Genomic DNA, 18,522 nt, shown 5'->3' with positions numbered 1-18,522 from the left:
AGGCCTCTACGGCTTCACGGTGGAAGAGGTCTGCGACGAGGTGGGCATCTCCTGCCGAACGTTCCATAACCAGCCTGTTCAAATACCGCAACTTCATCAACGCCACCGCAATCGGCTTTACCCTGGGCCTGGGCATGTTCTCGGCGATTGCCTTTGTTCCCACGTTCCTGCATGGGCGGATAAGCGCTAAGTCCACTGGCCTGCCGGGCGGCCGAATCAGGCGGGCAGGCCGAATCAGGCGGGCAGCAACATGGCAGCGGCGGCCCCCGCCAGCATAAACGGGCCAAATGGAATGGCGGACTTTAGAGTGCCACGGCGGGCCGCCAGCAGCGCCAGCGACCAGAGGCCTCCCAGCAGAAACGCCGCGAACGTCCCGGCAAACACGTGCGCCCAGCCGAGGTAGCCGAGGTACATCCCCAGGACGCCTGCCAGCTTGACGTCGCCGAAGCCCATGCCAGGTGGGTAGACCAGCCGCAGGACAAAGTAAAAAACCCAGAGAACGGCTCCCCCGGCAAGTATCCGCAGCGCCGGTACCCCCAGAAGTTCCGCACCGCCGTCGGGCGTTACCTGCAGCGCGCCGGAACCGGCAACCACGTGCGCGATTGCGGCCGCCAGCAGCAGAACCCCAGCCACAGCGTATGAGGGAAACACAATCCGGTTGGGCAGCAGGTGGTGGCGGACGTCGATAACCGTCAACCGCGCCGCCATCACCAGAAAGTACCCGCATGCAGCAAGCACCAGCCAAAACGCCACCGGGGTGTCGTCCCACAGTCCATCGAGTCGTCGGATCACCCCTCGGATGCTACTGGATTCTGGCGCAGGCCCGCAGAGCCCACGCGTAAACTGTGGATATGTCGACATGGGACACCAGGCGCCGGCCGGATCCGGAGGGCAGTGCCGCGGCCACTGACCTGACCGCAATGTTCCGGAACCTGTGCCGGTCTTCCCCTTGGAAGTGGCAGTCCTTGCGGTTTGAATACTGGGATGAGCCGTTCGCCGAGGCTCCCGATCCTGCAGCCCCGCTGGTCCGGGCTTGGCTGCGGCGGCCCGGGGCGCTCCGTTTAGAGACCGCTGACCGTCTTGTCCTCCACAGCACTACCGGCATCAATGATTCCAGGGACGGGCTGTACATCAGTTCAACACGGAAATCTTGGCTGCTGCCGCCTCACCTCGTGGCGCCCGTTTACGACGACGGCGGCCTGGTCAGGCGCCGACCGGAAGCCGCGTACGGCGAACCAGGCTTCGGGAACGGCCGCTTCTCGGCCGCCCTCGATCCCGTGGAACTTGCGGGGAACGCGCCTGCGCCCCTCGAATTCCCCGGGTCCAACGCGGTTGCGGTGGACAACGTGCGCCGAGTGGATCACCACGGCCGGTCGGCACTGGAGGCAACGGTCACGCCTACCGCCTCCTACCGTGCCACGGATCCCGCAGCGCCGCTCTGCCAGCCCGGCCCCAACCGTGTGCGCATCGACCTGGAGACAAGCGTCTGTGTCGCCAGTCAGTCGCTGGAGGGGCCAACACCGGACTATGGCCATTGGATCCGGATCATCGCCCTTGACGAATACATGCTGGATGACCTCTTCCTCGCCGAGTCCATGAACCTCACGGACGTCCGCCGCCACATCAGCTGGGACATCGGCGCCTAGCCGCTACCCGCATGACAGGACCGGCTTCCCACCGTCGGCTAGGCTTCCCTGATGACCGCCGCCCTGACTTGCATCTGGCCACTGTTAGCACTGCAGCTGACCACACCCAGGCTGATGCTGCGCCCCATCACCGACGACGACATTCCAGCCGCCGTCGCGGCGGCAGCCAGCGGAGTCCACGATCCCGCCATGAACCCCTTCAGCACCCCGTGGACGGAACTCCCCGCGGACACGCTGGGCACCAACATGGCGCAGTGGTACTGGCGCTGCCGCGGCCAGGCCACCCCCGAGGACTGGACTCTCCTCCTGGGCATCTGGCACGAGGGCCAATTCATCGGTTGCCAGGACATCGGTGCCAAGGACTTCGCAACTCTCAAGACCGTCAGCACCGGCTCATGGCTCAAGCACTCCGTCCACGGCCAAAGACTGGGCAAGGAGATGCGCGCCGCCGTCGTGCTCTACGCGTTCGACTGGCTGGGAGCCGAAGTCGCCGAATCGGAAGCCGCCGCCTGGAACGCCGCTTCCCTGGGCGTGTCCCGTTCCCTCGGCTACGAACTCAACGGCATCACCCGCCAGTCCTGGGGCGGCACCATGCAAGAAGTCCAAAAGGTCAGCGTCACCCCGGCAACGTTCAAGCGCCCCGACTGGACCCTCAAGGTGGAAGGCCACGAGCCGGCGGCGAAGTTTCTGAAGGTGACCTGATCGCACGACGCGGGCCCCGGGCCTTCTCGTAGGAGCGCATCGCGGCGCATCGGTCGCCGTAGGTCGCCCAGCGACCGGAGGGGTCCCCATACGACGTGTCTAAGCGACGGGGAAGGACCGTGGCCCGACGAACCAGGCCACGGTCCCGTACACTCCCAGGCCTAGATCTCGGCCCCTTCCAGCAGCTCCGTGACCAGGGCTGCGATGGGTGAGCGTTCGGAGCGGGTCAGGGTGATGTGGCCGAAAAGCGGGTGTCCTTTCAGGGTTTCGACGACGGCGGCGATGCCGTCGTGCCGGCCCACACGCAGGTTGTCGCGCTGGGCGACGTCATGGGTGAGGACGATTTTGGAGTTCTGGCCGATGCGGCTCATCACGGTGAGCAGGACGTTCTTCTCCAGTGACTGGGCCTCATCAACAATGACGAAAGCATCGTGCAGGGAGCGGCCGCGGATGTGGGTCAGCGGCATGACTTCCAGCATGCCCCGATCCATGACCTCTTCCACGACGTCCTGGCTGACCAGGGCGCCCAGGGTGTCGAAGACCGCCTGCGCCCAGGGATTCATCTTTTCCGATTCCGAGCCCGGCAGGTAGCCGAGCTCCTGGCCGCCGACGGCGTACAGCGGGCGGAAGACGATCACCTTGCGGTGTTCGCGGCGTTCCAGCACCGCTTCCAGGCCCGCGCAGAGGGCCAGCGCGGACTTGCCGGTGCCTGCCCGCCCGCCGATGGACACAATGCCGACGGCGGGATCCATCAGCATGTCGATGGCGAGCCGCTGTTCGGCCGAGCGTCCGTGCAGGCCGAACACGTCACGGTCGCCCTTGACCAGCCTGACCTGCTTGTCAGCGCCCACCCGGCCCAGGGCTGAACCCCGGTTGGAAAGCAGAACCAGACCGGTATTGACCGGCATTTCTGCGGCAGCCGGGATGAAGACCGGCTCGTGGCCGTAGAGGGTGTTGATTTCGTCCTCGCTGGCTTCCACCTCGGCGATGCCTGTCCAGCCGGAATCGCGCACCAGTTCGTTGCGGTACTCGTCGGCAGTGAGGCCCATGGCGGAGGCCTTTACCCGCATGGGCAGGTCCTTCGAAACCACGGTGACGTTCCGGCCCTCGTTAGCCAGGTTCTTAGCCACGGCAAGGATGCGGCTGTCATTGTCGCCACTGCGGAACCCGAGCGGAAGCACCTCAGCGGAGATGTGGTTCAGTTCCACCATCAGTGTGCCGCCGTCGTCGCCGATGGGGATGGGCTGGCCCAGGCCGCCGTGCTTCACCCTGAGGTCATCGAGCAGCCGGAGCGCCTTGCGGGCGAAGTAGCCCAGCTCGGGGTCGTGCCGCTTAGCCTCAAGTTCCGTGATCACAACTATGGGAACAATAACCTCGTGTTCGGCGAACCGGAGCAGCGCCCGCGGGTCCGAAAGCAGGACGGAGGTGTCAATAACGAAGCTGCTGATGGTGGCATCCCTTTCGGAGACAGCAAAACCGGCCGCAGCTTTCTTGGCCGCACCGGTTTTTGTGGTGGCTCGCGTGGTGCGAGAGGTAGCTTTCTGTCCCTCGGAAACGACCTCGGGCAGTTGTTCAGAAATAGCCACATCGACTCCAGCCCCGGGAACATGCCCGGAATTGTTATTGGTGAGGCGGTTCGGCCTGAAGGCCGGACTCGGCCTCCCATACAACCGGTGCGAAAATCCGCTCCATGTACTGGCCTCCCCGAACAGCCGGCGGTTTTGCCTGCTGATGGTTACAACGTAAATCCATGCCAAGTAGTTTCCGGAACCATCGCGCGGCGATTCTTGTTGCCGGCTTGTGAATTCAAGATTAACGGCCCGACGCCGGCGCACCGGCCGGATGCGCACCGCACCCCGGCGCCCTGCTCCGGTGCCGAACCGCCCGGCTCAGGTGCCGAAGCGTCGCTGCCGGCCGGCGTAGTCGCGCAGGGCCCGCAGGAAGTCCACCTTGCGGAAAGCCGGCCACAGGGCCTCACAGAAGTAAAATTCGCTGTAGGCGCTCTGCCACATCAGGAACCCGGACAGCCGCTGCTCACCGGACGTCCTGATCACCAGGTCCGGGTCGGGCTGGCCGCGGGTGTACAGGAAGCGGGAGATATCGTCCACGGAGAGGTCGTCCGCGAGCGCTGAGATGTCAGTGCCCTTGGCGACGGCGTCGTGCAGGAGTTCACGCACGGCGTCGACAATCTCCCGGCGTCCGCCGTACCCCACCGCAACGTTGACGTGGATTTTCTCGTGCACGGGCGTCCTGGCCGTCAGCTTGTTGAGCCGGTCCGCCAGGTAGTCGGGCAGGAGCTCCGGGGCGCCCATGGCGTTCACCGAGATATTGGCATCCTCATCGAGGCGGTCCAGGGTGTTGGCGATGATCCCCATCAGGAGATCCAGCTCTTCGGACGAGCGGCTCATGTTGTCCGTTGACAGCATGTACAGCGTGACCACTTTGACCCCAAGTTCCTGGCACCAGCCGAGGAATTCATGGATTTTGTCTGCGCCTGCCTGGTGGCCCTGGCTGGTGGGCGCATTGAACTGTTTTGCCCAGCGGCGGTTGCCGTCCACCATGACGCCGATGTGTTTGGGAATGCGGCCCCCCGCCATCTCCCGGAGCAGCCGCCTCTCGTAGAAGCCATAAAGGAACCCGCCCAATTCCACGAGATGACTCACCTGACTTCCGTTGCTGATCGACGGCATTGCACATCCTAGGCTACCGTCCGCGGGCGGGACCGATGCGCCGCGACGGGCTTCGGAGACCGTCACATATTGTTACCTGTGAGTAACTTAATCTGCGAAGGATATTCTGGAGGCATGAAAAGCCAGACCCCCGACGGCCGCCGGGCACCAGGCTCGGACGGCGGCCAGAGCCGTGTTGATGCCGCCGCGGTCCGGCTGGCCGAACTCCTCACGATCAAGCCCAAATGGCGTGGCTGGATCCACACTGTCGCCGCACCACTGGCCCTCGCAGCCGGCATCATCCTGGTGGCCGTGGCCCCCACCACCGACCGAAAAATCGCCTCGGCCATCTACGCCGCCACCGGCGTCCTCCTCTTCGGCATCAGCGCCATCTATCACCGTGGCAACTGGTCCCCCGCCGCCAAAATTGTCCTCAAGCGCCTTGACCACACCAACATCATGCTGGTGATCGCCGGCAGCTACACACCCCTGGCGTGGTCCCTGCTGGAGCAGCCCAAGGCCGTCCTGCTGCTCTGGGTCATCTGGTCCGGCGCGATTCTGGGCGTCCTCTTCCGGCTGTTGTGGACGGACGCCCCGCGCTGGCTGTACGTACCCATCTACATCGCTTTGGGTTGCGGATCGCTTTTCTACCTGCCGGAATTCTTCGCCGCCAGCGTACCGGCGGCCATCCTCATCTGCGTCGGCGGAGTGCTGTACATCACCGGCGCCGTTTTCTACGCGCTCAAGAAGCCCAACTTCAGTTACAAGCACTTCGGCTTCCACGAGCTCTTCCACGCCCTGACCGTCCTCGCCTTCGGCGCGCACTTCGCGGCGATCCTCATCGCCGTCCTCAGCTGACTGGACCCTGCCCCGCCATCAGCAGGAGCCGCGCCCGCAGGTCTGCCGGCGTGTCCACAGGATGTTCACACACCATGTTCCGGCACAAATAGGCCAACGGCGATCCTCCCGGACCAGCCGGCCTGCCTGCCAGCAGGGGTACAGGCTCCCCACCCGAAGGAGCGTCCGACGGCGGAACTTCCGCGCCGCCGTCGTCCACCACCGCTATCACCAGGCCAGGGCTGGCAGATTTCAGCAGTTCGCGGTGCAGTGCCGTCCTTTCAGGACTGTGCGGTCCGACGACGGCGGCCTCCACCGGGCCCGCGAGGGCCGCCTGCGCGGTCGCCAGAAGCCAGCCAGCCGCCCGCGGCGCCCGGCCCGCCAACGGAGGCAGGAGCGCGAGTACCTGGCCGGCGAGTTCGCGGTGCACCGCGGACCCAGAGAGGGCTCCGTAGCTGAGCAGAACCCCGGCAAACGCCGCGGCGCCGCTGGGGGTGGCGTTGTCGAAAGGGTCGAGTCCGGCCTGGCCGCCCTGCGCCGCCCGGACCTGGCCGTCTCCCCCGGCGTTGTCCACCAGGCGTCCGGCCACCACAAAACGGCCGGTGGCCGCCTGCACCAACTGTTCGGCGAAGCGGTACCAGCGAGCCCGGCCAGTGACGGCATAGAGGGCAAACATCCCGTCGGCGCAAAACGTGTAATCCTCGAGCAGCCCCTCAATCCCCCGGGCGGTCCCAGCGTGCGAAACCCTGACCAGCCCTGAAGTGGCCGGCTGCCAGTGGACACGTTCAAGGTAACCGGCGATTGACTCGGCCGCGGCCACCAAGTCTTCCCGGCCCAGCACTGCTCCGGCTTCTGCGAGGGCAGCAACGGCGAGCCCGTTCCAGCCGGCCACCACCTTGTCGTCACGGGCAGGCTGCGGCCGCAGGTTCCTGGCGGCCAGCAGTGTGGGGCGGGCCCGGCGCCACAAATCCTCTTCGGCAGGGTCCAGACGCCGGGCCGGGTGCAATGGCGAACCGTACGCCGAGACGGTACCTTCCTGGCCCACATTCATCAGCCGGGCAACGGCTGCCCCGTCGGCGGCGCCCAGCGCCTTCCGCAGGCCCTCGTTGGTCCACAGGTAGCTGGCGCCTTCATGGTGTTCACCGTCCATCACCGAATCGGCATCGCGGGACGACGCGAGAGCCTCCGGCTGCCGCACGCCAGCGCCGACTCCGTCACCCTTAGCGCCGGCTTTGCTGTCCTCGCTGTCCTTGGGGCCGAGGCCGAGGGATTCCAGCAGCCATTCAGCGGTCAGCGCGGCCACCTCCGCCGCTTCCGGCGCGGGGAATACCTCGTTGCCGCCCAGGCGTACCCAGTGCACATAGTCGCGAAGAAGCTGGGCGTTGTCGTACAGCATCTTTTCAAAGTGCGGGACTGACCAGTCACGGGTCACTGAGTACCGGGCGAAGCCGCCGTCCAACTGGTCAAACACCGCCGATCGCGCCATGGCCGCCAGCGTCCGGCCCGCCATGTCCCGGGCGGCGTCAGCGGTGTCCGAGGGAACCGCCGCGTGCCTGATGAGGAACTCCAGCACGGCCGACGGCGGGAATTTCGGGGCGGCGCCAAAGCCGCCGTCGGCCGCGTCCTCGGAGCGGGCCAGGGCTGCCACGGCTGCAGGAAGCAGTTCAGCGTCCAGCATGGGTGGTGGTCCGGACACCGTGACAGCGGCCGAGAGCTGCGCATCGCCCAGGCTTTGCGCTAACGATTCGGCGTGCTGTTCCACCGCGTTGCGCCGTTCCTGCCACGCTTCCTGGACTGCTTCGAGCACTTGCCGGAAGGAAGGCCGGCCTGGCATTGGCCGCGGCGGGAAGTAGGTTCCGGCATGGAAGGCGAGTCCTTGCGGAGTGAGGAAGACGGACATCGGCCACCCACCCTCGCCACTGATGGCCTGGGTGGCGGCCATGTAAACGGCATCAACGTCGGGACGCTCTTCCCGGTCCACCTTGATGGCCACAAAGTGCGCGTTCAAGTAGTCGGCGGTTTCCTGGTTCTCGAACGACTCGTGCGCCATCACGTGGCACCAGTGGCAGGCCGCATACCCGATGGAGAGGAACACCGGGACATCGCTGGCGGCTGCGGCGGCAAAGGCCTCCGCGCCGAACGGCTGCCAGTGCACTGGGTTGTCCGCGTGTTGGCGGAGGTAGGCGGAGGGTTCAGCGCCGAGGATGTTGGTTGCGCCCTGGAGGCCGGATGGAACAGAGCCACGGCGTTCGTTCATTGGTGTACATCCCTTCACATAGGGACAACCGACGGAACCGGCGCTCCCGATGCGTGCATTTCGTTCGCTCCGCTGGCCGACTTGGGCAGGGCTCCCCACCGCGGGAAACCGGGCCTGCAATTACAGTCTACGGAAGTTGTCTGAGCCCGCGTGGACCCCAGGCGCCGCATGGCTTGCGTTGGTTATCACAGCACACCGGCTCTACCCCACCGCACTTACGCATGCACGCACCACGGGTAACAACGTGATCTACTGCGTTTCGGTGGCGGCGTTTTGTGGTCTCGCGGTGTTGTGCAGCTTCCGGACGCGGGCCTTGATGTCGGAGCAATCCAAAGCTTTAGGGCCGGGTGCTTTCGCGCGCAGAGGCCGCAGCCTTGCCGCCGCCCAGCAGTATGCGGCGCGCCAGTGCCAGGCTTACTCCGAAACTGACGGCCGGCAGATAGGCGCGTGTGACGGCATTGCCGATGGTGGGCAGGGCGGCCGCGTCGGGGTAGAGCATATAGAGCGGCTCATAGCGGGGCTGGAATTTCGATTTGAAAGCCAGAAGGGACCTGAACCCGTAGATCGGTTCAAGTGTTGCGCCCAACCAGTTAAGCATCCGTTCGAGGCCTCCAGCACCAGGGGGGGCCGCCGTCGTTGGCCGGGGGGCCTCGGCGCTCGCCCACGCCAGAGGCGCCCCAGAGAGGCTGATGAACTCATAGCCATCCTTTTTGAGGCTGAGTACGGCGGAAGCTATGAGAGATTCGGTGGCGGGGCGGAAGCCGCTGCTGCGGCGACGCATAAAATCCAGCGTCCAGCCAATGACGCTTCCGTTCCGGTAGACAGGCAGCCATGAGGCGAGAGCATGCACAATGTGACGATCGTCGATGGCGAGAAGGCACCGCACTTCCAGGTCCTTCAGTTCATCCAGGCTCCCCAGAGTAAAGCCCATTTCCGGTATCTTCTTATCTGCAACCCATTCTTCGGAAATCTCCTGGATCTGTGCTTGCAGGGGCAGTGGAGCCGTGCTGTAAGTTATCCATTCGGCGCGCATACCCGCTTTTGCCGCATTGTTCATCGCGGTACGGACGTCCTGGAACTTCTTCCCCTCGAATGACACTGAGTCCAGGGAAAGAATTGTCTCCTGTGCAATCTGCACCGAGCCCCATCCGACCGATACCGCCTGGTCGCGCAGTGTCCGGTCCACAGAGTAGAAGCACGGGCCGCGGTCATGACCAACAACAGTGTCTGCACCAGGGGGCACTCCTTTCATGGCCGGACCCCGGAGTTCCAGCCCGGTCAGGACCACGTCCCGGACCAAGGCGTTGACTATCCGCGTATCCCTGCTTCGTGATCCTCGCGGACGCGGACCGTCAAGGACTCAACAGACTTCCATGTGTATTCCTCTATGACGGCGGCCAGGTGCCGGCGAGGGCGGGGAGAGAACCATTGCTTGGAAAGGTTTCCACCTCATAGGCACTCCCTAGTAAACGGCTAGGCGAGGCTTTTGAACACGAGTAAGCGATACTCGTTTCCTCGCGGAAGCAACACTTGCTTATGCCCTTGGCTAAGTCTTTTGGGCTGCCAAGAGCGGGCATCGCCACGTCTGGTGGCTGAATCTGAGGCGTTGTCGTTCAAAGAGGTGGGCTCGGCTGCCGACAGGTGCCGATCCGCTCGGCCAGGGACACGACGGTCCCCCGGACCGCGCAGACAAGCCACCGAAAATTCGCCCCGTCACCGGCGCCGGGAAGGCGGTCGCCGAACTCCGGCGGACTCTTCAATACATGTCCTTGCAGTGGCGGGCCCTATGGGGCCGCTGGAGTTCGGCTCGCTCTAGTCCTTGGTGTCGGAGCCGTCCTGGGCCCGGAGTTGGCGGCGGTTCTTCGCAGGATGCCGGACGGCTTCAGCTTCAATGTCCGCTGCCTCGGCCGCTGCCTGACGTTCCTCCTCCACCTGGCCCCGGTAACGGACCCGGCGGATGCGCCGGACCATGTCCACGATCAGCAGCGTGGTGGCCAGCACAAAAAAGGCAGTCATGATGAAGCCCCACAGGCCCGGGGTGATCTGGTCCTCGGAGATACCCTCGCGCAGGCCGGGCGTGGGCAGGGGCGAGGGCGTGGTGGACAGTGCGAGGAGCAAGTGATGCACAGTTTAACTTTCTATGGAAACTGATGGCAGCCGGAGACAGTATCCGCATCCGGGTCCGCGGGAACCCGGATCATCCCCGGCTTTTCTACGCGGCATAGAATAATCTGCCGCATCTATCTTAGCCCGGCGAAAAGGTCCTCCTCAGGGGAGGACGCGGGAACCCTCGACTCGATCAGCGAATAGTCTTCCCACGGCCACACCCGGCGCTGCATCTCGGCGGACACAGCGAAGAAGAACCCCAGAGGGTCCACCTGGGTGCGGTGCGAACGGAGGGCGTCGTCGCGGGCCTCGAAAAAGTCACCGCAATCGATCTGCGTGGTGGTGGCATGCACGCCCGGCGGCGGGGTGTGGCCCTCGGCGTCCGTTTCCAGCCACGCAGCAAGCCGCTCGGCGTAGGGAGACCGCAGCCCGGCGTCCTCCAGGGCGAAGTGCAGTGCACGGAACCGCTCCGGGCTGAAGGCCCTGTCGTAGTAGAGCTTGCTGGGTTCCCAAGCCGGTCCCGTGCCTGGATAGCGGGCCGGATCGCCCGCCGCCGCAAAGGCTTCCACTGCGACCCGGTGGGCCATGATGTGGTCAGGGTGCGGGTATCCCCCGTTTTCGTCGTAGCTGATGATTACTTGCGGCCTGAAATTGCGGACCAGACGCACCAAGGGAGCAGCGGCGCGCTCCAGCGGCTGCACAGCGAAGGAGCCGGCCGGCATGGGCGGCAGCGGGTCCCCCTCCGGCAGTCCCGAATCCGTAAACCCCAGCCAGCGCTGCCTGATGCCCAGCACCTTGGCCGCCTGCTCCATCTCCAGCCGCCGCGCCCCGGCCATGTCCCGCTTGGGATGGGCTTCCCCCTCCACTGCGGGATTCTGGATATCGCCGCGGGATCCGTCGGTGCACGTGGCCACCATGACTTCGACGCCGGTGGCGGCATACATGGCCATGGTGGCCGCGCCCTTGCTGGACTCGTCATCCGGGTGCGCATGGACGGCGAGCAGCCGGAGCGGAGCCGGGGAGTGAGTGGACGCTGTCATCGGCGGACGGCTCCTTATTCTTGTGAGGCTGCCGCGGCGGCCTCAGGGTGGGCTTGCTGACGGACTTAACGGCTGCTGGACTTAACTGGCTGCTGGATGGATCGGATATTGGACGAAACCGGGCAGTACGGGGATGCCCGGACCGGCCGCATGATCCGTTCGGACAGGCACGGTCCGGATCCGAACTAAACTGGACTGGTGACTACCCAGGATCAGCCCACCGTGTTCCCTCCTGCAGGCACTAGCCTAGCCAATCGTTATGGCAGTCAAAAGCGGCCCCTCCCTCGCGGGGCCAAGCGCGGCATCGCGGTGGCAGCCCTGGCTGCCGGGGTAGGTTTTATGGCCTGGGTCTCCACGTCCTCCGTTGGCTCTCATGTAACGTTCAAGGACATCGGCTACAGCACCATCGATGCCACCCAGGCAGAGATTGATTTCCAGGTCACCCGGGAGCCGGGCTTGGCCGTCAAATGTGCGGTGAAAGCGCTGGACTCCAAGTTCGCCGTGGTGGGCTGGAAAGTGGTGGACGTCCCGCCCGTGGTGCCGGGCAACAGTGCCGACGGTGGCCGGACGGTGTCGCAGCGCTTAACAGTGCGGACGGAGTCGCTTTCCGTTTCCGGAGTGGTGGATAGTTGCTGGGTTCCGGGCAGCAATAAGTAACAGCATGTGATCTGCGCCGCTTCCGCGTTGGGTTATCTCCACAGTTTTGACTACAATGAATCAATACCCTTTACCCCGCTGAGCTGGTTACTGAGTTCCACAAGTGGCCACGTGGCGGGGTCTTTTGCATGTATGACCATTAGGAGAAGTCCGTGTCTACCACCAACAGCGCGCCTGCAGCCTGGCTCACCCAGGAAGCTTTTGACCGCCTGAAGGCAGAGCTGGACCACCTTTCCGGCGCTGGCCGCGCGGAGATCGTCCAGAAGATTGAATCTGCCCGGCAGGAGGGCGACCTCAAGGAAAACGGCGGCTATCATGCGGCCAAAGAAGAGCAGGGAAAGATTGAAGCCCGGATCCGCCAACTGACGGCGCTTCTGCGCGATGCCCATGTCGGGGAAGCCCCGGCTGATGACGGCATCGTCGAGGCCGGCATGCTTGTAGTTGCCAAGATCGCGGGCGACGAAGTGACTTTCCTGCTGGGGTCCCGCGAAATCGCCGGCGACTCGGATCTGGACGTATTCAGCGAGAAGTCACCCCTCGGCGCCGCAATCGTCGGCCACAAGGAGGGCGAGACGCTCAGCTACACCGCTCCGAACGGCAAGGACATCACGGTGGAGATTCTCTCCGCCAAGCCCTACACAGGCTGACGCGCAGGTTCGCTCGCCTTAACCTCACCAACGCCGGCCCCCGTCAGGGGGCCGGCGTTTTGCGTTGGGGCGCCGGCACCTGAGAACGCGGCCCCCGGGCCACCCCCGAGAGTTTTTGTCCACTTATTGGGACTTTGGCGGCCCGAACGGGGCATTATCTGGACAAAAACTTAGGGGCCGACGGCGGCGGAGGTCTGCGCTGGGATGGTTAGCGGCCGCTGGCGTTCTTGGGGCGCAGCAACAGGGCTGCGCCTACTCCGCCCGCGGCTCCGCCGAGGTGCGCCTGCCAGGAGACGAAGCCGCCCATGATGGGCAGCACCCCCAGCAGGATGCTGCCGTAGACCATGAAGAGAACGACAGCCAGGAGAATCTGCCGCCAGCTGTGGTTGAAGAACCCACGGACCAGGAGGAAGGCGAACAATCCGAAAACCAATCCGGAGGCCCCCACGGTGATCCCGCCGTCGCCGATCAGCCACACTGTCAGCCCTGAGCCCAGCCAGCTGAACGCCAGGGCCGTCAGGAACACCCGCAGACCGGAAAGGAACACCAGGAAGCCGAAGATGACCAGCGGCAGGGCGTTGGACAGCAGATGGTTCAGGTTGGCGTGAAGCAGCGGGAACGTGAAGATGTCCAGGAGCCCTTCCGCAGACCTTGGCCGCAGCCCAAACGTCCTGTTCAGGGCATGCAGGGTCAGCATGTTGATCACTTCGATCACAAAGAGCAGGGCAACAAAGCCGCCGGAGACCAGCAGCCCGCCCTTGGCACGCGAGGCTGTGGTTTGCCGGCTCCTTGGCTGGCCGTCCCCCAAGGCATCCAACATGGCCGCTCCTAATGCACAACTATCGGCTGGAAACCCTCGGCGCGGAGGGCGCCGAGGACCTGTTCGCAATGTTCGTGGCCCTTGGTTTCGAGGTTCACGGTGATGGAGACGTCGCCCATACTGATGGAGCCGCCCACGCGCGTATGGTCCAGCCCCGTCACGTTGGCGTCGTTCTCGGCAATGATCCGGGCGATGGTGGCCAGCGAACCAGGCCGGTCATCAAGCATCATCCGCACGGTCATATAGCGGCCAGCGGCGGACAGGCCGCGCTGGATGACCTTAAGCATGAGCATCGGATCGATGTTGCCGCCCGACAGGATGACGGCCGTTGTGCCGGGGTTTTCGATCTTCCCGTCCATCAGCGCGGCAACCCCCACGGCCCCCGCAGGTTCGACTACCAGTTTGGCCCGTTCGAGCAGGAAGATCAGCGCGCGCGCCAAGGAATCCTCGCTGACGGTGACCACGTCATCCACGAGTTCACGGATGATACTGAACGGCAGCTGGCCGGGACGGCCCACAGCGATGCCATCGGCCATGGTGGAGACTTTCTTCAGCGGAACCAGGGCGTCAGCGGCCAGCGACGGCGGATAGGCCGCTGCGTTCTCGGCCTGGACACCGATGATCCGGATCTCACGTCCCAGCTCCCTGGCCCGCGCCTTGACGGCTACGGCAACACCGGCCAGCAACCCGCCGCCGCCCACGCCCATGAGAATGGTGTCCACGTTTGGGATCTGCTCAAGGACTTCCAGTCCGACTGTTCCCTGGCCGGACACCACATCCACGTTGTCGAAGGGGTGCACAAACACCATGCCGGACTCGTCGGCGTAGCGCTGCGCCTCGGCCAGTGCCTCATCCACATTGTGCCCGTGCAGGACCACCTCAGCGCCGTGGCTGCGGGTGGCGGCAAGTTTGGGGAGCGCGACGCCCAGGGGCATGTAGATGCGGGCTTTGATGCCCAGGCTTTTCGCAGCTACCGCCACGCCCTGGGCATGGTTTCCGGCCGACGCGGCAACCACACCACGTTTTTTCTCCTCGGGTGAGAGCCTTGCCATCCGCACGTACGCACCGCGGACCTTGAAAGAGCCGGCCCGCTGCAGGTTCTCGCACTTGAAAAAGACCTCACCGCCCACCATTGTGCCGAGGGCCCGCGACGATTCCACCGGTGTCCGCGTAATAATCCCCTCGAGCAGCTTCTGCGCCTCCAGGACATCGTCCAGCGTGACGGGAAGGGTTTCGAGGGTGTTCACGGACAGTTCTCCTTGGGGTGGATTCGGCTCCGGCGCCCGGGCCGATGGTCAGGCCTGGTGGTCCGGATTGGATGCATATGTGCTGGCTGCGGCGTCCTTGCCGCGGGCTGACCTGGCACCCGGCAACCGGGCTACCCTGATGGTGTCACCAGATTCCGGGCCAAGCGTCACTGGCCCTCCGGGGGTAACCAGCACTTGTTCATGTTCCCACGTTCTCGCGGCAATGTAGCGAATCGCAGAGTTTGCTACGGCAAGAATGGGCACCGAGAACAGCGCCCCGGGGATGCCCGCAAGGTAAGATCCCGCCGCCACGCTGAGGATGACCGCCACCGGATGCAGGGCCACCGCTTTGCCCATCACCAGGGGTTGGAGGATGTGGCTTTCCAGTTGCTGGACCAGCAGGACGATGGCCAGCATGATGAGGGCGTTGATAGGACCGTTGGCCACAAGCGCCAGGAGGACGGCGATGGCTCCGGTCACCAGGGCACCGACCACCGGGATGAAGGAGCCAATAAAGACGAGCACACTCAGCGGAAGGGCCAGTGGCACACCGATGATGGCGGCGCCCACGCCGATCCCCACCGCGTCAACAAACGCCACAAACATCTGGATCCGCGCATAGCTGACCATGGACGCCCATCCCCGGCGGCCGGCACCGAAGGTTGCCGCGCGGGCGTTCCGTGGAAGCAACCGGACCAGGAAGGCCCAGATCCGGTCACCTTCAAGAAGGAAAAAGATCAGGATGAAGAGGGCCAGGACCAGGCCGGCGGCAAAGTGGCCTGCGGTGCTGCCGAAGGACAAGGCGCCGCTGAGAATGCTGCTGCTGTTGTCCTGCAGGGCAGTGGAGGCTTCCTTAAGGTACTGATCGATCTGGTCCGCCGTCAGGTGCAGGGGCCCGTCAGCCAGCCAGTCCTGGACCTGCTTGACGCCCGTCAGCGCCTGCGACCAGAGTTCGCCGAAGCCTGAGGCCAACTGGCGGCCGACGAGGGCGAGGGCGCCGGCTATGAGCCCGATGAAGCCCACTATGGTGATGGCCACCGCGGCGCCGTTTGGCAGGCGCCTGCTCCGCAGCCAGCGCACTGCCGGGCTCAGCAACCCGGCCAGGAGCGCGGCCACCATAACGGGGATAATCAGGAAGCTGATCCGGCTGAGCAACCAGACCAGGGCTCCGGCAACCAGCAGGATCAGGCCGATCCGCCAGGCCCACGACGCCGCGATGCGGACACCGTACGGGATGTCCAGGTCAAGCTCCCGGTCTGCACGCACGCGGGGCGGACGGGGATTTTCAACAGGCCAGGCTGTGTCCGGTGTCTGCCGGTCGGAAGTTGAAGCGGAGGGGGTCGCGTCGTCGGCTGGCGTCATAACCTCATACTTCCGCAGCCACGGCCCTTATGCGAAACGGCTACCCGGCGTGGCCCAGGACAGAGTTGATCCCCCAGGTCATAGTGAACGAGTCGCCCGCCGGCAGCCAACGCAGTCCGTCACCTGAATTGAAGGCGTTGGCCGGACCGGTCATGGGTTCGATGGCCACCGCCTTGGGCCTGCCCGGCAGCTGGGTTGTGACGAAGACGTGGACGTAGCGGCAGGCCTCGTCCTGCCACAGCGTTACGCAGCGGCCGTCGGACGCGCTCAGCGTGTGGCGGGCCGAACCGCCGTCGAACGCGAGGTCTGTCAGGGCGACGTCGATATCAAGGTCCCCCACACGCTGGCCGGAGCGGAAATCGCTGTCGCCGGCGACAGGCTCCGAGCTGCGCGGAATCAGCCGCTCGTCCGCCACGAGCCGGGTGTCGGCGGCGACAGTCAGGGTGAGATCGTCCATGTCCACTTCACCGAGCCGCAGGTACGGGTGGGCCCCAAGAACGAACGGAGCCGGCGCTTTGGAACCGTTGATCAACGTCTGGCGGACTTCCAGGCCCTGATCTTCAGCCAGAAGGTACTGCACCCGGTGCCGCACCAGGAAAGGGTAGCCATGCTGGGGAAATACTGCCGCTTCAAGGGTCACCGAATACTGCGACTCGTCCACGAGGTTGTAGGCGGAGTTGCGGAGCAAGCCATGGCTGGCGTTGTTCCGGGAAACCTCCGTAATGTCGAGCTGCTGCTTCTTCCCGTCCAAGTACCAGACCCCGTCCTCCACCCTGTTTGCCCAGGGGGCGAGGGTGATTCCGGCGGCCCCGGGGGAAATCTCGGCATCACCATAGGTCTCGGTCAGCTGCACGCCGGCCTTGCTGTAGAGCCGCAGGCCCGCCGCGAGCTCAGTCACCACTGCCAGGGCATCACCCCTGCGGATCTCATACTGCCTGCCGGTGGCGTACGTCTGGAAACCGGACGGAACATTGGCGTCCGGGGTTGTGCTCGAAGTCATGGGCACCACCGTACAGGTGGCTGGACGGTCCTGCCATCACCGCCTTTTGTTATATTTTGTTTGAATCCATTCTTTTTTGAGATGATCGATTCCGCCGAATGGGTGGCAGTTGCGGCGCACCGGCAGACCCGCATGCATCTGCCGCTCACAGAGCAGTGCCCCATCTGCCCCACGACCGCGGACAATCCGTCGGTGATCCCGGCTCCTGACGACGACGTTGTGGTGTTCCAAAACCGATTCCCGTCGCACGGTGGTGGAACCCTGGGGACACCGCGCTGAGGCCCTCAGCAAATTTGCCGGGATCCGCCCGGTGTTTCCGTTCGAGAACCGGGGAGCAGACATCGGCGTCACCCTGCGTACGCGCCTTTTCTGAGGCCTGTTACACGGCTCCTGAGATTTTCACGGTGACCCCGGCTACCGGAGCCATGCGCGTCTCGGAGCTGCAGCGCCAGAAGGGGCTCCCGCCTGTGCGCGATGCACAGGCGGGAGACCCTTCAGCTGCGTTGAAAAGTACGACGGCGGACGTCGCCGCGGGCGTTAGTCGTCGCCGCGCAGAATCGCCAGCAGGCGGATGATCTCCACGTAGAGCCAGACCAGCGTGACCGTCAGGCCGAAGGCCGCGGTCCAGGAAAAGCGCCGGGGTGCGCCGCTCTGGACGCCCGCTTCTATACTGGTGAAGTCCATCACCAGGGAGAATGCAGCCAAGCCGATGGCCAGGATACCGATCACCACGCCAATGATGCCGCTACGCAGGCCAAAGGGTTCGGTAGTCAGCCCGGTGAGCATCATGATGAGGTTGACCACGGAGAAGAGGGCATAACCCACCAAGGCGATCATAAAGAACTTCATGGCCTTAGGCGTGGCGCGCACCTTGCCGCTCTTGAACAGCAGCAGCGTCACGGTGAACACGGACAGGGTGCCGATAACGGCTTGCAGGCCGACTCCCGGATACATCAGGTCGAGCACGCGGGTGAGTCCACCCAGGAACAGGCCTTCAAGTCCAGCGTAGGCAAGGACCAGGGCCGGTGAGGGCTGCTTCTTGAACGTGTTCACCATGGCCAGGACGAAGCCGCCCAAGGCACCGACGATCATAAGGATGCTGGCGAGCCCCATGCTGACGAACAGCGTCACGGCCGCGCCGGCCAGCAGGACTCCGAGGCAGGCGGCGGTCTTGACGATGACGTCGTCGTACGTCATCCGGCCGGTGTCCGCCGGGCCCGCGGCCGGCTGGTTATACATCTGTTGCAGCTGTGCATCCGTCATGTTCTGCTGCTGGCCCCAACCGGCCTGGCCGTCCATAACCTGGCCGGGAGCGCGGCCGTAGGACGGCTGTCCGAACGGCTGCTGGCCATACTGGGCCTGTCCATAGGGCGCCTGCGGGACACGCGGTGCCTGCGTTGCTCCACGGAAGTTCTTTCCGTTGAAGATCGGGTTTCCGCCAAGTGCCATTGCTGGTGTCCTCCAAGTAAAAGGGTTGAGTCGTGAACTACAAACCACGCTACCAATATCTACGCGCGCAGGGTCCAATAAGT

General features: G+C 64.7%; 17 protein-coding genes and 1 pseudogene. 6 read left to right on the top strand and 12 right to left on the bottom strand.

All coding sequences use genetic code 11. The annotated features are described in order from the left end of the window. Positions 1–234 precede the first annotated feature (234 nt). On the bottom strand, positions 235–792 hold the full coding sequence (locus tag ABIB45_RS06790) for a prepilin peptidase (protein WP_354215146.1): 558 nt from the start codon (positions 790–792) through the stop codon (positions 235–237). A 59-nt stretch (positions 793–851) separates the two neighbouring features. On the opposite strand from ABIB45_RS06790, the gene ABIB45_RS06785 reads away from it, so the two are divergent. Continuing rightward, complete coding sequence (locus ABIB45_RS06785) at positions 852–1,646, top strand: hypothetical protein (RefSeq protein ID WP_354215145.1); 795 nt, start codon at positions 852–854, stop codon at positions 1,644–1,646. Positions 1,647–1,697: 51 nt separating this feature from the next. Then, positions 1,698–2,348: a GNAT family N-acetyltransferase gene (locus ABIB45_RS06780; RefSeq protein WP_354215144.1), complete on the top strand. Its 651-nt coding sequence runs from the start codon at positions 1,698–1,700 to the stop codon at positions 2,346–2,348. A gap of 161 nt (positions 2,349–2,509) precedes the next feature. On the opposite strand, the gene phoH2 is transcribed toward ABIB45_RS06780, so the two are convergent. Continuing rightward, positions 2,510–3,934 (bottom strand): RNA 5'-3' helicase PhoH2, encoded by a 1,425-nt coding sequence (gene phoH2, locus ABIB45_RS06775; RefSeq protein WP_354215143.1) that lies wholly within the window; start codon positions 3,932–3,934, stop codon positions 2,510–2,512. A 303-nt stretch (positions 3,935–4,237) separates the two neighbouring features. Beyond that, a complete protein-coding gene (locus tag ABIB45_RS06770; RefSeq protein ID WP_354215350.1) occupies positions 4,238–4,999 on the bottom strand; it encodes an isoprenyl transferase in 762 nt (253 codons plus the stop codon). A 153-nt stretch (positions 5,000–5,152) separates the two neighbouring features. On the opposite strand from ABIB45_RS06770, the gene trhA reads away from it, so the two are divergent. Next, the gene (gene trhA, locus ABIB45_RS06765; RefSeq protein ID WP_502909124.1) at positions 5,153–5,875 is read left to right on the top strand and encodes a PAQR family membrane homeostasis protein TrhA; all 723 of its coding nucleotides are present in this window, start codon (positions 5,153–5,155) and stop codon (positions 5,873–5,875) included. On the opposite strand, the gene ABIB45_RS06760 is transcribed toward trhA, so the two are convergent. The 4 genes from ABIB45_RS06760 to mca form a co-directional block, all read right to left on the bottom strand. Beyond that, positions 5,868–8,111 carry a thioredoxin domain-containing protein gene (locus ABIB45_RS06760; protein ID WP_354215142.1) on the bottom strand — a complete coding sequence of 748 codons (2,244 nt, stop codon included), beginning with the start codon at positions 8,109–8,111 and terminating at the stop codon, positions 5,868–5,870. The genes trhA and ABIB45_RS06760 overlap by 8 nt on opposite strands. Before the next feature lie 337 nt (positions 8,112–8,448). Next, positions 8,449–9,363, bottom strand: coding sequence for a bifunctional lysylphosphatidylglycerol flippase/synthetase MprF (locus tag ABIB45_RS06755; RefSeq protein WP_354215348.1), 915 nt, complete (start codon positions 9,361–9,363; stop codon positions 8,449–8,451). 560 nt (positions 9,364–9,923) lie between these two features. Next, a complete protein-coding gene (locus tag ABIB45_RS06750; protein ID WP_354215141.1) occupies positions 9,924–10,238 on the bottom strand; it encodes a hypothetical protein in 315 nt (104 codons plus the stop codon). A gap of 113 nt (positions 10,239–10,351) precedes the next feature. Continuing rightward, complete coding sequence (mca, locus tag ABIB45_RS06745; RefSeq protein ID WP_354215140.1) at positions 10,352–11,257, bottom strand: mycothiol conjugate amidase Mca; 906 nt, start codon at positions 11,255–11,257, stop codon at positions 10,352–10,354. A 198-nt stretch (positions 11,258–11,455) separates the two neighbouring features. On the opposite strand from mca, the gene ABIB45_RS06740 reads away from it, so the two are divergent. Then, the gene (locus tag ABIB45_RS06740) at positions 11,456–11,914 is read left to right on the top strand and encodes a DUF4307 domain-containing protein (RefSeq protein WP_354215139.1); all 459 of its coding nucleotides are present in this window, start codon (positions 11,456–11,458) and stop codon (positions 11,912–11,914) included. A 152-nt stretch (positions 11,915–12,066) separates the two neighbouring features. Beyond that, positions 12,067–12,561, top strand: coding sequence for a transcription elongation factor GreA (greA, locus tag ABIB45_RS06735; protein WP_354215138.1), 495 nt, complete (start codon positions 12,067–12,069; stop codon positions 12,559–12,561). 208 nt (positions 12,562–12,769) lie between these two features. Here greA and ABIB45_RS06730 read toward each other — a convergent pair whose 3' ends face one another. Genes ABIB45_RS06730 through ABIB45_RS06715 form a run of 4 tightly spaced genes read right to left on the bottom strand, consistent with a single transcriptional unit; the run spans position 12,770 to position 16,990 of the window. Further along, a complete protein-coding gene (locus ABIB45_RS06730; protein WP_354215137.1) occupies positions 12,770–13,381 on the bottom strand; it encodes a rhomboid family intramembrane serine protease in 612 nt (203 codons plus the stop codon). An 8-nt stretch (positions 13,382–13,389) separates the two neighbouring features. Continuing rightward, positions 13,390–14,628 (bottom strand): threonine ammonia-lyase, encoded by a 1,239-nt coding sequence (gene ilvA / locus ABIB45_RS06725; protein WP_354215136.1) that lies wholly within the window; start codon positions 14,626–14,628, stop codon positions 13,390–13,392. Between the two features lie 48 nt (positions 14,629–14,676). Continuing rightward, positions 14,677–15,990 carry an AI-2E family transporter gene (locus tag ABIB45_RS06720; RefSeq protein WP_354215135.1) on the bottom strand — a complete coding sequence of 438 codons (1,314 nt, stop codon included), beginning with the start codon at positions 15,988–15,990 and terminating at the stop codon, positions 14,677–14,679. A gap of 40 nt (positions 15,991–16,030) precedes the next feature. After that, positions 16,031–16,990, bottom strand: a complete 960-nt coding sequence (locus tag ABIB45_RS06715; protein ID WP_354215134.1) for an aldose 1-epimerase family protein — start codon at positions 16,988–16,990, stop codon at positions 16,031–16,033. A gap of 90 nt (positions 16,991–17,080) precedes the next feature. On the opposite strand from ABIB45_RS06715, the pseudogene ABIB45_RS06710 reads away from it, so the two are divergent. Beyond that, positions 17,081–17,345: pseudogene (locus ABIB45_RS06710) on the top strand (galactose-1-phosphate uridylyltransferase); the annotation flags it as partial. Positions 17,346–17,527: 182 nt separating this feature from the next. On the opposite strand, the gene ABIB45_RS06705 reads toward ABIB45_RS06710, so the two are convergent. Beyond that, positions 17,528–18,439, bottom strand: a complete 912-nt coding sequence (locus ABIB45_RS06705) for a Bax inhibitor-1/YccA family protein (protein ID WP_354215133.1) — start codon at positions 18,437–18,439, stop codon at positions 17,528–17,530. Positions 18,440–18,522: the final 83 nt, after the last annotated feature.

This window comes from Arthrobacter sp. UYCo732, from assembly GCF_040547265.1.
Taxonomy (GTDB): Bacteria; Actinomycetota; Actinomycetes; order Actinomycetales; family Micrococcaceae; genus Arthrobacter.
This window is presented reverse-complemented; position numbering and strand designations above follow the sequence as displayed.

What these genes read in the sequence shown, in the direction of transcription:
- mca (WP_354215140.1), bottom strand. Translation starts at nt 11,257, where the DNA reads ATGACAGCGTCCACTCACTCCCCGGCTCCGCTCCGGCTGCTCGCCGTC.
- ABIB45_RS06785 (WP_354215145.1), top strand. Translation starts at nt 852, where the DNA reads ATGTCGACATGGGACACCAGGCGCCGGCCGGATCCGGAGGGCAGTGCC.
- ABIB45_RS06780 (WP_354215144.1), top strand. Translation starts at nt 1,698, where the DNA reads ATGACCGCCGCCCTGACTTGCATCTGGCCACTGTTAGCACTGCAGCTG.
- ABIB45_RS06720 (WP_354215135.1), bottom strand. Translation starts at nt 15,990, where the DNA reads ATGACGCCAGCCGACGACGCGACCCCCTCCGCTTCAACTTCCGACCGG.
- ABIB45_RS06755 (WP_354215348.1), bottom strand. Translation starts at nt 9,363, where the DNA reads ATGAAAGGAGTGCCCCCTGGTGCAGACACTGTTGTTGGTCATGACCGC.
- trhA (WP_502909124.1), top strand. Translation starts at nt 5,153, where the DNA reads ATGAAAAGCCAGACCCCCGACGGCCGCCGGGCACCAGGCTCGGACGGC.
- ABIB45_RS06705 (WP_354215133.1), bottom strand. Translation starts at nt 18,439, where the DNA reads ATGGCACTTGGCGGAAACCCGATCTTCAACGGAAAGAACTTCCGTGGA.
- ABIB45_RS06760 (WP_354215142.1), bottom strand. Translation starts at nt 8,111, where the DNA reads ATGAACGAACGCCGTGGCTCTGTTCCATCCGGCCTCCAGGGCGCAACC.
- ABIB45_RS06715 (WP_354215134.1), bottom strand. Translation starts at nt 16,990, where the DNA reads ATGACTTCGAGCACAACCCCGGACGCCAATGTTCCGTCCGGTTTCCAG.
- ABIB45_RS06730 (WP_354215137.1), bottom strand. Translation starts at nt 13,381, where the DNA reads ATGTTGGATGCCTTGGGGGACGGCCAGCCAAGGAGCCGGCAAACCACA.